We start from the raw sequence: 15,188 nt of genomic DNA, 5'->3' as shown, positions 1-15,188 counted from the left end.
AAAAGCTCATCAATAGAATGGTGAACTTTATACTACTTGCACCCCACAATAAAAAAACCCTGCATGAGCAGGGTTTTTTTGAATCAATCAGAAGCGATTAGCCACCGAATTGGTTCATCGTGTTTTTGCTAGCGTCACCAGCTTTAAGTGCATTTTCACCAGCAAAGATTTCTTTGTGATCATCACCGATGTCTGAACCAGCCATTGCTTGGTGTTTAACACATGCGATACCACCGCGGATTTCTTTACGTTGTACGCCAGCAACATAAGCCAACATACCTTCTTCACCGAAGTAACCTTTAGCAAGCTCATGAGTAGAAAGAGCTGCTGTGTGGTAAGTAGGAAGAGTGATCAAGTGATGGAATACACCTGCTTCACGTGCAGCATCAGCTTGGAAAGTACGGATCTTTTCATCAGCATCAGCAGCTAGTTCAGAGTTGTCGTACTCAGCGCTCATCAATTTAGCACGGTCGTAAGCAGAAACGTCTTTACCTTCAGCAACCCAACGATCGTAAGCTTGTTGACGGAAGTTTAACGTCCAGTTGAACGATGGAGAGTTGTTATAAACAAGTTTTGCATTTGGAACTTGTTTTTTGATGTCGTTTACGAAACCAGCGATACCAGCAACGTCTGGAGTTGGAGTTTCGATCCAGATCATGTCAGCGCCGTTTTGTAAGCTAGTTACACAGTCAAGTACAACGCGGTCGTGTTGAGTACCTTCACGGAACTGGTATAAGCCAGAAGCTAAACGAGTTGGACGGTGTAATTTGCCATCACGCTTGATCAGGATTTCGTCATCAGAAGCTTCAGAAATATCGATTTCTTTAGTGTCTAAGTAGCTGATGTATTGAGAAGCTAAGTCACCTTTCTCTTTAGATACAGGGATCTTTTGAGTTAAGTCAGCGCCTTCAGAGTCAGTACGTGCAACGATAACACCTTCGTCTACACCAAGCTCAAGGAACGCGTAGCGAACAGCATTGATTTTAGCTAGGAAGTCTTCGTGTGGAACAGTTACTTTACCAGCTTGGTGACCACATTGTTTAGCGTCAGAAACTTGGTTTTCGATTTGGATTGCACATGCACCCGCTTCGATCATTTGTTTAGTTAACAAATAAGTTGCTTCTTCGTTACCGAAACCAGCATCGATATCAGCGATGATTGGCACAACGTGAGATTCGAAGTTGTCGATTTGAGAAACGATTTCAGCAGCTTTAGTAGCATCGCCAGCAGCTTCAGCTTTTTGTAAAGCACGGAATAAATCGTTTAATTCTTTCGCATCAGCTTGACGTAAGAATGTGTAGATTTCTGCGATTAATTTAGGCACAGAAGTTTTTTCGTGCATAGATTGGTCAGGAAGTGGACCAAATTCTGAACGAAGAGCAGCAACCATCCAACCAGAAAGGTAGATGTAACGTTTGCTTGTAGTACCGAAGTATTTTTTGTTCGCAATCATTTTTTGTTGCGCGATAAAACCGTGCCAGCAACCTAATGATTGAGTGTATTTGCTATTATCAGCGTCGTATTCAGCCATATCTTTACGCATGATAGCAGCTGTATATTTAGCGATGTCTAAACCAGTGTGGAAACGGTTTTGAACCATCATACGAGCAGCATCTTCTGGGCGAATCGCACCCCATGTGCCACCTAATTTTTCTTTAACGGCACGAACGTGCTCTAAAGCTGATTGATATGTCATGATATTTTCCTTTAAGGGATTGGCATCGATTGGACGCTGAAAATCATGCTTCTAATGTCGGCGAGATTTCGAGCAATGCATCAATATGAGCACAGCTTAGTCTTTGCTAAGGGATTAATCCAATATTCTAGCTTAATTTTCAGTATTTTCTTAAAAAATATATGAAGCGGCATTTTTCAACACCCTCAAAAAACGTAAAATAAATTATTGTTTTTAAATTAATTTTAAAAATACAAAAAAGCTCTTTTTAGGTTAAATCATCCTTGAATTATTTTATTTTCAGAGATTTTGATCTCAACCTGTAAACAACCCAGTGTACTAAAATAGCATTATTGAACATAAGCTCTTCCTCTATTTTACATTCGAAGAGCCACACATACATGACCAAATATACTTAATTATATCTGCTTAAAGTGAACTCCTTTAAAGTGCACACCCCTCACAATTCAGCTGTTGCTTTTTGTAGTATTAAGTTACACAAATGGCTTCAGATATGTCATAATTCATCACAATTCAAGGATTTTATTTTCGGTATTTTTTTTATGAATCTGGAGCGAGTCGATCTTAATTTATTAATTTATCTTGATGTACTTCTTCGTGAAAAAAATGTCACCCGTGCAGCTGAGCAACTTGGTGTCACTCAGCCAGCTATGAGTAATATTTTGCGTCGATTACGTAATTTATTTAATGATCCACTCTTGATTCGATCATCTGAAGGGATGACCCCAACAGAACGTGCATTGGAATTACAACCTCGTATTCGCGATGCGCTGTCTGATCTTTCCATGATTCTTGAACCTCGAACTGAATTCCGCCCATATACCAGTAATCGTGTGTTCCGTATTATGACATCTGATTATGCCGAGGCGACTTTAGTTCCGCGTTTAGTTAAAGCATTACGCTCAGAAGCCCCGAACGTGGTACTCGACTTTTTAACACCAAGTGATGTGTCCTACCGCGATATGGAACAAGGTAAAGTTGATTTAGCCATTAATCGCTTCAATGAAATTCCGCAAAGTTTCCATCAGGTTTTGGTATGGCGTGACAGCTTTAGTTGTATTTTAAATGATAAGCACCCTGCCGTTCAGCATTTAAATCTTAAAAGTTATTTAGATGCACAACATATTTGGGTATCAAAAACAGGTATGGGTGTCGGTTTCGGTGTCAATCCTGATAAACAAGCGGGTTTAGGCTGGATTGACCAAGCCCTCGAGCGAATTGGGCAACGTCGTAAGATTTCCGTGTTCACACGACATTATCAAATGCCTGCCCTCTTAGCACAAAATGTAGATTTGATTGCAACCCTACCAACGCGTATGGCTCAGCTTCAAACACAAAACCCAAGATTAGTAATCAAAGATCCTCCATTTTATATTCCAGAATTCGAATTAAAAATGGCTTGGTGCCCTTTGCTCCATCATCACCCAGCTCATCGCTGGTTAAGACAACTGATTTTATTTGTAGCTCGACAAATGATAGAGGAAGAAAACCGAGAGTTTTTATTAAATAACTCTCAATTTTCACAATACTAAAATTAACGATAAAAGATGAACAATGTCGAGTTAATCTAAAGATTAACTTGACAACTTTTTTATGTTAAAACATTAATATAATAATGATTCAAATTCAGGTGACGTGTGAGTCTCTTTCAAAATATCATTATCATCGCAATGCTGATTATTGCAGCTGGTTTTTTATCTCTCACCGAAATTGCACTGGCAGGTGCACGAAAAGTAAAGCTTAAAATTCTAGCCGAATCAGGTGAACATCGCGCTCAAAAGGTTCTGGATCTGCAAGAACAATCCGCAGATTTTTTTGCTGCTTCTCAAATTGGATTAAATGCGGTCGCAATTCTAGGCGGTATTTTAGGTGAAGCTGCTTTCCGTCCTTTTTTCGTTGACCTGATTGGTCGCTTCTATACTGGTGCATGGTTAGAAACCATAGGCTTTGCACTCTCTTTTACCTTCGTTACCTCCCTATTTATTTTATTTGCTGATTTAATGCCAAAGCGTTTGGCTATGATTGCACCAGAAAAAATTGCAATCAGTGTGATCGAGCCTATTCAAATTTTTATCAAAATTTGCAAACCTTTGGCTTGGGGTATCAATGCGATCGCAAATCTATTATTTAGGCTATTTAAGGTAAATACCACACGCGATGACAATATAACTTTCGATGATATTTCTGCTGTCATGGACGCAGGTGCTCAAGCAGGCGTTTTACAAAAGCAAGAACATCATTTTATTGAAAATGTATTTGAACTCGAAGAACGCACTGTACCCTCTAGCATGACCACACGCGAAAATGTCGTGTACTTTACCTTAAAAGAAAATGAGAGCAGTATTCGCCAAAAATTGGCTGAATATCCTTATTCAAAATTTTTAGTGTGTAATGAGCATATTGACCAAGTTATTGGTTATGTTGATACAAAAGATATACTTGTTCGTATTTTAAATAATCAGTCTTTACTCCAATTAAATGAATCAACGATTCGTAACGTTCTGATTATTCCAGATACACTCACTCTTTCTGAGTTGCTCGACCGTTTCCGCTCGACCAAGGAAAAGTTTGCTGTCGTTATCAATGAATATGCATTGGTTGTTGGTGTTATTACGCTCAGTGACATCATGATTACCGTCATGGGTGATTGGGTTACACCTATGGAAGAAGATCAGCAAATTATTAAGCGCGATAACCATTCATGGTTAATCGATGGAAGTACACCGATCGAAGATGTGAAACATGTCTTGGAGATTGAGGAATTTCCCGAAAATGAAAATTATGAAACGATCGCAGGCTTCATTATGTATCGTTTACGCAAAATCCCTCGTCCTGCGGATGCCGTCGAATACGCTGGCTTCAAATTTGAAGTTGTTGACATTGACCATTATAAAATTGACCAATTGCTTGTCACGCAAATTCTCCCTAGCCAAGAGAGTGAAAGCCCAGTTGTTACAGAGGAATAACCCTCTTCACAGCAAGTTTTTTTTAAACTTGCTGTTTTAATGCGTCACAAACCAAATCAAAACAACCAATACCAGAAAAATCAGAACAAAAACTTTTAAGCCACTCCGACTACGCTGAGTTAATTGTTCCTGAATTCTCGTTTGTTCTTGAGGATGCTCATTTAAATATTGATCAATAAGATCTTTAGATTCCTTTAAACCCAACCCTGTTTTTTCTCGAGTAATCTTAATCGCCTGTATTAATTGCCCATCACGAAGCATTTGCAATGCTTCTGACGGAATTTTATGGGGTAAGTTCATAAAGTTAACAATCCTTGTTATTTTAAATGAATCACTGATTATCGTATGTTAATTCCCACCATATAAAGAGATTAATTCATCCAAAGTGGCTTGGTAATGAATCAATATATCTTCAGCCAGAATTTTATAGGCGTTATCAAATTGAACCATCGGCCAGCCTTCTTTCCAAAATGGGAAAATGTTATGCAAACCTTCAGTAACGATTGCGTCTTCTCGTGTGATTGCTTGTGCGATTTGAGCCAATACTTGTGCCGTTTCTGCTCCGTCAATTGCGAGATAATCGATACCACGTACTTTTAAAATGCGGATACGATCTTTCTTATAACGAATCTTTTTAGCCTGCCCTGCATTTAAACCTAAAGCCAAAGTAACAGCTTCAACAAATTTTTCTTCAAAGCTTGTATTTAATGCAACCAAAGCGAGTTTGTGCGCTTCTTGACGACCTGCTTTCCCCCCATTACGAATGATCTCTTTGGCTTCAATATCTAGCTCATCTTTTTTCATAGACTGTAAAATGTCTAAAATTTCGATATCGCTTAAAGATTCAGGAGATTGCTCAGTCATGGGAGTCCAAATACAAAAAATATGAACTGATATTGTCTCATAAAAGCAGCCTTAAAAGAAAACTAAAAGGCCAAACTTCTTTCTAAAATAAATCTCCTACGTGTTTGATCTATTTTATTAATTTCTTCATCGCCAGTTGAATATCAAAAACAACAAAGCCCACCTACCTGGTGAGCTCTGTTAAACCAACTAAATCAATTACAAACGAACCAACTCCACGATTTGGTCAGCAGCTTCTTCAGCAGTTTCAGCTGTAATGTCTGTATCCGTACCGTCAACAGTCGTAGTAATCACCACCACACCTGTTTCACGTAATAGATTAATTTGATCAGCAGTTAAATTTGCTTTAGCAATCGCCACGACACCTTGTTGGATGAGTAGGCTTTCTATAGCTCGAGCCTGCCCAATCAACTCTGCTGAAACGCTAATCACCGCAGGTTTTTGACCTAAACGCGCCGCACGATCTTCCGCAGTCACTGGATTGCTATGCGCCGTCCATTCAACAGCAGCTTCAACCATACCTGCACCAACAGTGACGTTGCTTAAACGGTCAATAAAGATAAATGAACCTGTGTAACGACTGTCCTGATATTGGTCAAATACTACTGGCGCATCAAACTCAATTACAACGTCAGCAATTGCATTCAGCTCAAGCTCTTCAACCTGACTATGCTCAAGTGTATTCACATTGACACGGAAGTTAATTTCCGTAACTTTCGCAGGAACAGTTTGAGTACCAATTTTAACGTTATAAAGCTTACCTTTAACCAAAGGATGCTCAGTCATCCATACCACTGAAGCACGAACACTACGTGAAATCAAAGGTTGTTCACCAGCACGCACCAACACATTGCCGCGTGAAATATCAATTTCATCATTCAACGTTAAAGTAACAGCCTGACCAGCACCTGCTTTCTCAAGATTGCCATCAAAAGTCACAATCTCTTTAACTGTTGATTTCTTCCCTGATGGAAGTGCAACAATTTCATCACCAACGTTAATCTCACCCAGTGCGATCGTGCCCGCAAAACCACGGAAATCAAGGTTTGGACGATTCACATATTGAACTGGGAAACGGAATTCATGCTTGTTCGATTCACGTTTGATTTCTACTGACTCAAGAATATCCATCAGCGTTTGCCCTTTATACCAAGGCGTATTTGCAGATGGATTTACAACGTTATCGCCATTCAACGCAGAGATTGGTACAAAGACGATATTTTCTGGACGGCGATTGCCAAGTTGACTCACAAACGCATCGTATTCAACTTGGATTTCATTGAATCGAGTTTCCGAGAACTCAACCAAATCCATTTTATTAATCGCAACAACGATATTTTTAATACCAAGTAAGCTTGCAATAAAGGTATGGCGACGCGTTTGGGTTTGTACGCCATAACGTGCATCAATCAAAATGATAGCAAGGTCAGCCGTAGAAGCCCCCGTAGCCATATTACGGGTGTATTGCTCATGTCCAGGTGTATCAGCGATGATAAATTTACGTTTCTCGGTCGAGAAATAACGATATGCTACATCAATGGTAATACCTTGCTCACGCTCAGCTTGTAAACCATCTACAAGTAGTGCAAGGTCAGGCGCATCCCCTGTTGTACCCACTTTTTTACTATCACGTGTGACAGCTTGCAATTGATCTTCATAGATCAATTTTGAATCGTAAAGTAAACGACCAATGAGCGTCGATTTACCATCATCTACGTTACCGCAAGTCAAAAAGCGTAGAAGGTCTTTATTTTCGTGCTGTTTTAAATATGCCAAGATGTCTTGGCTAATAAGATCTGATTGATGAGACATTGCTCAAAACTCCACAAAATTTGAAATCGAATTTCCTAAACTCCCCCTCTTTTTTAAAGAGGGGCTGGAGGAGATTTATTAGAAATAACCTTCCTGCTTTTTCTTTTCCATCGAGCCAGCTTCATCATGGTCAATCATACGACCTTGACGCTCTGAACTGGTGGCCAAAAGCATCTCTTGGATAATTTCAGGTAATGTATCCGCTTCCGATTCAACTGCACCCGTTAATGGATAACAGCCTAGTGTACGGAAACGTACCGATTTCATTTGTGGAACTTCACCTTCTTTTAAACGCATACGCTCATCATCCACCATGATAAGCGTACCACTGCGCTCTACCACTGGACGTACAGCAGAGAAATAAAGAGGAACGATTTGAATATTTTCTAGATAGATATATTGCCAAATGTCTAACTCAGTCCAGTTAGATAATGGGAATACACGAATGCTTTCGCCTTTGTTTACTTTACCATTGTAAAGATTCCAAAGTTCTGGACGTTGGTTTTTCGGATCCCAACGATGCTTCGTATCACGGAATGAATAAACACGCTCTTTCGCACGTGATTTTTCTTCATCACGACGTGCACCACCAAAAGCAGCGTCAAATTGATATTTATCTAACGCTTGTTTTAAACCTTGCGTTTTCATGATGTCTGTATATTTAGAGCTACCATGATCAAATGGATTGATACCTGCCTCACGTCCTTCAACATTTTGATGAACGATCAGATCAAAGCCATGTGTTTTCGCCATATTATCGCGAAATGCAATCATATCCTTAAATTTCCAACCCGTATCTACATGCAATAGAGGGAATGGAAGTTTCGCAGGATAAAAGGCTTTAAGTGCAAGATGTAACATCACTGCTGAGTCTTTACCAATCGAGTAAAGCATTACAGGATTTTCAAATTCAGCCGCAACTTCACGAATGATATGAATACTTTCAGCCTCAAGTTGCTTGAGGTGCGTTAATCTATTCTCAGTCATGTACACTTACCTCCTTATCCATGTTACCCATAAAATCTATAAGTGGTTTTACACCACCACTTGGAAGACCGTGTGGAGGAACGAGTGCCATAACAACTCCAATTTTTCATGATATCAATATGCTTACTAACAGACTTTTTCATCAGCTAGCAAAGTTTATTCATTATAATAATTTAGAATGAGTTCTTTAGCTTGTTTTTTCATATAAATATGCAAAATTGTGATATGTAATGAATAATAAAATTTCCAAAATATTCTTTAATTCACATGATTTACCCATAAAAAAAGAAGCCTATAAAGACTTCTTTTAGCAATAAAATAGGTTTAGAAACGGAACATATTTTTTTCTAATGGAATCTCTACACCAACAGAAACACCACCATCATTACCATGTACATCAGAATCACTCACCCAGCCATTCACTTTTAATGGGATGGTTGGTTTGACATAATGTGTCCAAGTGATATCTAAACCTTTAATCTTATCTGATTTAGGGAATGCGGCATTATTTAACTCTACGCGTTGTGTTTGGCTAACGTTTGCATACATAACTCGCCCACTTAAGCGATTCATGGTATCAAAGCGAATATCTCCCCCAACGGAATACATTTGTCCATCTCCGCCCATAGCATGTCCTAATGGGAAACCATGTTGATAATAGCCATCTTTATAAGTTGTATGGCTATATGAAATACCCTTTGCTTCGCCATTGGTTCGTGTATCTGCCCATTCTGCATATAATTGGTAAGGCATATTTTTATAACTTGATGAGAAATCAGCACCACCTAGATACAGATATTTTGCAGGTAAACCACCCGCTTCATCTTCACCAACGAATTGGGTGTATACGCTAATTGGCACATCCCATAATGGTTGCAAGAACAAGCGAGCATCAAAGCCTGCAATCTGGTTGGCAGGATCTGGTTTACCTCGACCACCATTATCTCTCGTTCCTAACATTGCGTCCCACAATGAACTGAAACTCTCAGGGCGTCCATCTCCACCCCACTGGATAGCACGTGAAGCACCAATTTCCAGAGCTTGGAACGGACGTGCTGTGAATCGAAGACCAATTAACTTTGTATCTGGAATTGCTTCATAGTCATCTAATTGTCCTGCAAAGGCTTGATATTGCCACGGGCCAATCCAAGACAACCATTTTGTTTCAAATGCATTTTGTACTGCTCGTTGAACTGTGACCCCATAAACTGGACGGCTGGCATCACCGCGAATCAAACTACCATCATGTCCTGGTCCCCAATAGGTTGGGATTTGTCCAGCAATCACCCACTGATTCCAAAGTTTTCCTGCAATATATGAACCTTCAACGTTGACATCATTCCCACTGTCAATCAAAGGATCTTTTTCACCATTCACCCGGATTTTTGCATCCCAATTTTCACTACCTGCATTAAACTCTAAAGCGGCTTGGTATTGAGATTTTTGACTATCACCAAAAGCCTGAGGCACAGTTTTAAGATCAGTACCTGCATGTAATCCTACTTTTGCTGTTGCATTGTCCGCAGCAATCGCATGCATAACAGAGTCGATAACTTTCTGTTGTGCTTTATTGGTTACCTGAGCCTGAGATAAAGCACGTTTGATCTCATCTCCACTTAGAGGCCATGTTGAGGTACTGATTTGAATAACGCCTTGTTGATTTAACCAATTTAGGTCGGTGCGTAAGTTTTCATCATTTAACACAATACCTTGCGCAAATACAGCGGAAGAGAGAGACGCAAATAATGCGACATAAAGCGATTTTTTTAAAAACATATCCAGACTGTTCTCAAATTTATTTATGAACACATCATCGTTTTTTTATACATTGTTTTCAATCACCAAACCGAACAATTACATTTCTTAACGTAGAATGCAAAAAAAGACCACTTATAAAAGTGGTCTTTGATGTTCCGTATAACTCGACAATTAGTCTTTACGGCGCATATGTGGGAACAACAACACATCACGGATACTTGGGGCATTAGCGAATAACATTACCAAACGATCAATACCAATTCCTTCACCCGCTGTTGGAGGTAAACCGTATTCAAGCGCTTCAATAAAGTCCGCATCGTAATGCATTGCTTCATCATCACCCGCATCTTTTTCCGCAACTTGAGCTTGGAAACGTTCTGCTTGATCAATTGGATCGTTTAACTCTGAGAAGCCATTCGCTAACTCACGACCGCCAATGAAGAATTCAAAACGATCTGTAATATGTGGATTATCATCATTACGACGTGCAAGTGGTGAAGTTTCCGCAGGATATTCTGTAATGAATGTCGGTTGACGAAGTTTTGTTTCAACCGTTTCTTCAAATACGATCGTCTGCAACTTACCTAAACCAAAACCTGGCTTAACTTTTTCTTTTAATACGTCTTGAGTAAATTTCGCCAAGAATTCACGATCATTGACATTTTCAGGCGTGAAATCAGGGTTATGCTCAAGAATCGCATCAAACATTGAAATTTTCTTGAATGGACCTTTGAAGCTATAAACTTCTTCGCCATAAGGCACATCAGTTGTACCTAAAATATCAATTGCCAATTTCTCAAGCATGTTTTCAGTAAGTTCCATCAAGTCTTTATAATCTGCATAAGCTTGATAAAACTCAATCATGGTAAATTCAGGGTTATGACGTGTTGAAACCCCTTCATTACGGAAGTTACGGTTAATTTCAAAGACACGCTCAAAGCCACCCACGACCAAGCGTTTTAAGTACAACTCAGGCGCAATACGCAAATAGAGTTCCATATCTAACGCATTATGATGGGTCACAAATGGTTTTGCAGAAGCACCACCTGGAATGACATGCATCATCGGTGTTTCTACTTCCATGAAACGTTCATTTGTTAAGAATGCACGAATACCTGCGACTACTTTGGCGCGAATCTCAAAAGTCTTACGTGTTTCTTCATTTACAATCAAATCTAGATAGCGTTTACGATACTTAGCTTCTGTATCTGTTAAACCATGAAACTTATCTGGAAGTGGACGAAGCGACTTAGTCAATAACTCAAACGCTTCAAGGTGGACATATAAGTCACCTTTGCCAGAACGACCAATATAACCTTCAGCGGCAATAATATCACCAAGGTCTAAACTTTTAATTGTTTCTAAAACATCTGCCGGCAAACCTTTACGGTCCACATAAAGTTGAATACGACCTGTCATGTCCTGAATCACAATAAATGATCCACGGTTGAGCATGACACGACCCGCAACTTTTACATAAACTTTTTCAGCACCTTCGATTTGTGCTTTATCTTGATCTTTGAATTGTTCTTGTAAATCTGCGGTATAGTGTTCACGTTTAAAGGTATTTGGCCAAGGGCTCTTGCCAGTTTGTTTAGCGGTTTCTTGGATTTGCTTTAATTTGGCATGACGCTGTGCGATTAAATCGTTTTCGGAAAGTGTCTGTTCAGAAGTCGATTGAGCGTTTTGTTGCGTCATCTCTGCCTCGGTTTAAGTAAAAATAAAGGCACATAGAATAGCAGATCGCAAAACATTTTCGTATCTTTTCGATCTGACATTCATGAAAAAAGCAGATATTTATCAGTTTTCCTTGCTTTTCTCACTCAGATTTTCACCCCGATCTATGCATTTATTTTACTTAACTTTCTGCCATTTGTTTAATCGCTTCCAAACCTTGCTTAAACCCTTTATCCATCATTTCAATGTATTCAGGCTGCACATCTACTTCAACATGTAGTTCAGTATTACCGTCCGATTCCAGTAAAAAGTACTTTTCCAAAGTGCCTGCCCAAGACTTTACTTCATCGCTTTCTAAATCTTCTTGACCATTTTGAATCATACCGAGATGTTTGAAGATTAAGTGTTTGGGTTCTTCTATACTTTTAATTGTTGACACCATCCCATTGCCTTCCCCATCCAGAAAATAGGTTTTTCCATCGACTTTCCAATCACTTTGCATCGTTGAGCTGGGTGAAAAGAATTTTGTCCAAGCTTGGTAGCTCTCAAGAGTCCAAAGTACGTCCCACACCTTTTGCTGAGGGGCATGAATTTTTATACTGTATACCAAGGTTTCCATATTTATAATTCTCCAATGATTTGCACTTCGATTATGATACTGCTCGTTCAAATGTTTATTTTTTATTCACACCAATTTTATACGTTTCGATATTTTTAATTACATTTATCAGTAACGAACAAAATAAATTTAGAGCAATTGCTCAAATAACAAGACTTTCGGCTTGAATTGCCATATTACTTTTCTTATAAATGATTAAACTCTTGCATTTACTTTACTTAAATGTCGTTCTGCGTAAAAATCTAACTCCCGATCAACACAAGTTAGTACTATATTGCAGCGATCGTAGCGACATTATGGAATAGTTTTACTGAAAGGCAATTTGAGCATACCTATCAGTTTGGAGAGTCACATGAAAAAATATCAATGTATCGTTTGTGGTTGGATTTACGACGAAGCAGAAGGTTGGCCACAAGACGGCATTGCAGCAGGTACTAAATGGGAAGATATTCCTGATGATTGGACTTGCCCAGATTGCGGTGTTTCAAAAGCCGATTTTGAAATGATTGAAATCTAAGATTGTCAAAAAGACCATGCTTACATGGTCTTTTTTTCTATAGTTTAATTTTATATAAAAAATGTTGGAGAATCTCATGCATCCTATCGTCATCATCGGATCTGGTATGGCTGGTTATACCGTTGCTCGTGAATTTCGCAAACTAAGCCCAGAACAAGAACTCGTTATGATCTGTGGAGATGATGCGGTAAATTATGCAAAACCAACATTATCCAATGCTTTCGCAGGAAATAAAGCGCCTGAGCAAATTGCTTTAGGTGACGCTGCCAAAATGGCAACTCAACTCAATATGCGTATTCAAGCAGAAACTTGGGTAAAAGAAATCCATGCAGAAGCACATGAAATCATTTTAGAAAAAAATGGTGAGACAATTACGCAACCCTATTCAAAACTTGTCCTTGCAGTCGGTGCGAATCCAATCCGTTTAGCCATTTCGGGTGACGGCAGTGATGATATTCATGTCGTCAACTCATTGATTGACTATCGTAACTTCCGTGAAAACCTTGCTCAACGCAAAGATAAACGTGTTGTTATTCTGGGTGCGGGCTTGATTGGCTGTGAGTTTGCCAATGATTTACTGCATAGTGAATATGACATTACGGTGATCGATCTGGCTCCACAACCATTAGGACGTTTATTGCCTAGCCATGTTGCAGACCTATTCAAAAACAACTTAGAACAAGCTGGCATTAAATTTGTTCTTTCGACAACAGTTGAAAAAATCACCAAAATCAATGATGGTGAAGATTATGCTGTAACCCTTGCAAATGGACAGACCTTGGTTGCGGATATCGTTCTCTCAGCCATTGGCTTACAACCGAATACAGCTTTGGCAAAATCAGCAGGGATTCAAACAAGTCGTGGCATTATTACCAACACTTTATTAGAAACCAATCAAGCTGATATCTATGCCGTGGGCGACTGTGCGGAAGTCAATGGAACTTTACTTCCTTATGTAATGCCAATCATGCAACAAGCTCGAGCATTGGCTAAAACTTTAAGTGGTCAAAACACTGCCGTACACTATCCAGCGATGCCTGTTGCAGTAAAAACTCCTGCAGCACCACTCACAGTATTACCTGCCCCATTAGATACAGAAGTAACTTGGGATATGGAAGACTTTGAAGATGGAATGTTAGCAAAAGCGGTTGATGCCGAAGGTACTTTACGAGGCTTTGTACTTTTAGGTCCAACGGCTGGTAAACAACGTTTAACCTTAACCAAACTTGTGCCTGACTTGATTCCTGCACAAAATTAAGGTTTATTAAATAATAAAGTTTGTTGAAAAATGAGGTTTCAGCAAACTTTATATTCTGAGAAAAATAATTCTATTTGGAACGAATATCATGAACAGTGCCCTTCATTTTAATGTGTCGCCTTATACTGCATTTATGCATGAGACCAAAGTAAATTTGGGTAATGGCATCGAACTCCATGTTGAGATGGGCGGAAATCCTGAGCATCCAACAATCCTGCTCATCATGGGATTAGGCGCACAAATGTTATTTTGGCCTGACTTCTTTTGTAAGGCACTGATCGACCAAGGATTTCGTGTAATTCGTTTCGATAACCGTGATATTGGCTTATCTTCCAAGATTAGAAACAAAGGTAAAAGACTCAATACCATGAAGCTCATGGGACGCTTCATGTGTGGACTTGGCAATGAAGGTGCACCTTACACACTTTATGATATGGCAGATGATGTCGCCATGCTGATCGACCAATTAGGTATTGAAAAAACTTATCTACTGGGCGCATCAATGGGTGGCATGATTTCTCAAATCGTCGCGGCAAAGTATCCTGAAAAAGTTGAAAAAGTTGGATTATTATTTACGAGTAATAATCAACCCTTCCTTCCTTTTCCTTATCCAAAACAACTTTTCAGTTTATTGGGTAAGCCTCCAGCACGCGATGAAGAGTCGATTGTTAACCATAGTCTAAGAGTATTTCAAATTATTGGCTCACCTGGTTATGTGAACCAAGTTGAAGCAATTCAAACCATTCGAAAATTATATCGCCGTAGTTTTTATCCAGCGGGTGTACTTCAACAATTTTTAGCAATATTATGTACAGGTTCTTTGTTACCATTGAACAAGACTACCACTCAACCCACTTTGGTTGTACACGGTTCAAAAGATCGTTTATTGCCACCAAGTCATGGTAAAGCGGTTGCAAAAGCAATTACGGGTGCTAAGTTTGAATTAATTCATGGAATGGGGCATGATATTCCTGCACATTTCATCCCGCAACTTAGCGATTTGTTTGTTCATCATTTTAGATCATCACACTAGG

At 39.3% G+C, this 15,188-nt stretch carries 13 protein-coding genes; 5 read left to right on the top strand and 8 right to left on the bottom strand.

Translation table 11 applies throughout. The annotated features are described in order from the left end of the window. Positions 1-97: 97 nt before the first annotated feature. Positions 98-1,699 (bottom strand): isocitrate lyase, encoded by a 1,602-nt coding sequence (locus DK207_RS08605; protein ID WP_109440811.1) that lies wholly within the window; start codon positions 1,697-1,699, stop codon positions 98-100. Between the two features lie 539 nt (positions 1,700-2,238). On the opposite strand from DK207_RS08605, the gene DK207_RS08600 reads away from it, so the two are divergent. Both DK207_RS08600 and DK207_RS08595 read left to right on the top strand, forming a co-directional pair. Further along, complete coding sequence (locus DK207_RS08600; protein ID WP_005084639.1) at positions 2,239-3,228, top strand: LysR family transcriptional regulator; 990 nt, start codon at positions 2,239-2,241, stop codon at positions 3,226-3,228. Between the two features lie 105 nt (positions 3,229-3,333). After that, the gene (locus DK207_RS08595; protein ID WP_109440810.1) at positions 3,334-4,662 is read left to right on the top strand and encodes a hemolysin family protein; all 1,329 of its coding nucleotides are present in this window, start codon (positions 3,334-3,336) and stop codon (positions 4,660-4,662) included. 36 nt (positions 4,663-4,698) lie between these two features. On the opposite strand, the gene DK207_RS08590 is transcribed toward DK207_RS08595, so the two are convergent. From DK207_RS08590 to DK207_RS08560, 7 genes are all read right to left on the bottom strand, one after another. Continuing rightward, positions 4,699-4,962 carry a ribosomal protein L7/L12 gene (locus tag DK207_RS08590; protein WP_109440809.1) on the bottom strand — a complete coding sequence of 88 codons (264 nt, stop codon included), beginning with the start codon at positions 4,960-4,962 and terminating at the stop codon, positions 4,699-4,701. Positions 4,963-5,010: 48 nt separating this feature from the next. Then, positions 5,011-5,526: a hypothetical protein gene (locus tag DK207_RS08585; protein WP_109440808.1), complete on the bottom strand. Its 516-nt coding sequence runs from the start codon at positions 5,524-5,526 to the stop codon at positions 5,011-5,013. A gap of 198 nt (positions 5,527-5,724) precedes the next feature. Further along, entirely contained in the window at positions 5,725-7,338 is a 1,614-nt protein-coding gene (gene cysN, locus DK207_RS08580; RefSeq protein ID WP_109440807.1) for a sulfate adenylyltransferase subunit CysN, read from the bottom strand. 78 nt (positions 7,339-7,416) lie between these two features. Beyond that, the gene (gene cysD, locus DK207_RS08575) at positions 7,417-8,325 is read right to left on the bottom strand and encodes a sulfate adenylyltransferase subunit CysD (protein WP_005089695.1); all 909 of its coding nucleotides are present in this window, start codon (positions 8,323-8,325) and stop codon (positions 7,417-7,419) included. 324 nt (positions 8,326-8,649) lie between these two features. Beyond that, positions 8,650-10,101 carry a capsule assembly Wzi family protein gene (locus DK207_RS08570; protein WP_109440806.1) on the bottom strand — a complete coding sequence of 484 codons (1,452 nt, stop codon included), beginning with the start codon at positions 10,099-10,101 and terminating at the stop codon, positions 8,650-8,652. 153 nt (positions 10,102-10,254) lie between these two features. After that, on the bottom strand, positions 10,255-11,781 hold the full coding sequence (lysS, locus tag DK207_RS08565) for a lysine--tRNA ligase (RefSeq protein WP_008942041.1): 1,527 nt from the start codon (positions 11,779-11,781) through the stop codon (positions 10,255-10,257). A 160-nt stretch (positions 11,782-11,941) separates the two neighbouring features. After that, positions 11,942-12,379, bottom strand: coding sequence for an SRPBCC family protein (locus tag DK207_RS08560; RefSeq protein ID WP_109440805.1), 438 nt, complete (start codon positions 12,377-12,379; stop codon positions 11,942-11,944). Positions 12,380-12,731: 352 nt separating this feature from the next. Between DK207_RS08560 and rubA the strand changes: the two genes are divergently transcribed. The 3 genes from rubA to DK207_RS08545 all read left to right on the top strand — a co-directional run bounded on the left by rubA (position 12,732) and on the right by DK207_RS08545 (position 15,187). Beyond that, positions 12,732-12,896 (top strand): rubredoxin RubA, encoded by a 165-nt coding sequence (gene rubA / locus DK207_RS08555; protein ID WP_000760495.1) that lies wholly within the window; start codon positions 12,732-12,734, stop codon positions 12,894-12,896. A 76-nt stretch (positions 12,897-12,972) separates the two neighbouring features. After that, a complete protein-coding gene (gene rubB / locus DK207_RS08550) occupies positions 12,973-14,154 on the top strand; it encodes a rubredoxin reductase RubB (protein ID WP_109440804.1) in 1,182 nt (393 codons plus the stop codon). 88 nt (positions 14,155-14,242) lie between these two features. After that, positions 14,243-15,187 carry an alpha/beta fold hydrolase gene (locus tag DK207_RS08545; RefSeq protein WP_109440803.1) on the top strand — a complete coding sequence of 315 codons (945 nt, stop codon included), beginning with the start codon at positions 14,243-14,245 and terminating at the stop codon, positions 15,185-15,187. The last annotated feature ends 1 nt before the right edge of the window (position 15,188 follow it).

Source organism: Acinetobacter haemolyticus (assembly GCF_900406815.1).
Taxonomy (GTDB): Bacteria; Pseudomonadota; Gammaproteobacteria; order Pseudomonadales; family Moraxellaceae; genus Acinetobacter; species Acinetobacter haemolyticus_A.
Note: the sequence above shows the minus strand (reverse complement) of the source record. Positions and strands in the feature narration are given on the sequence as shown.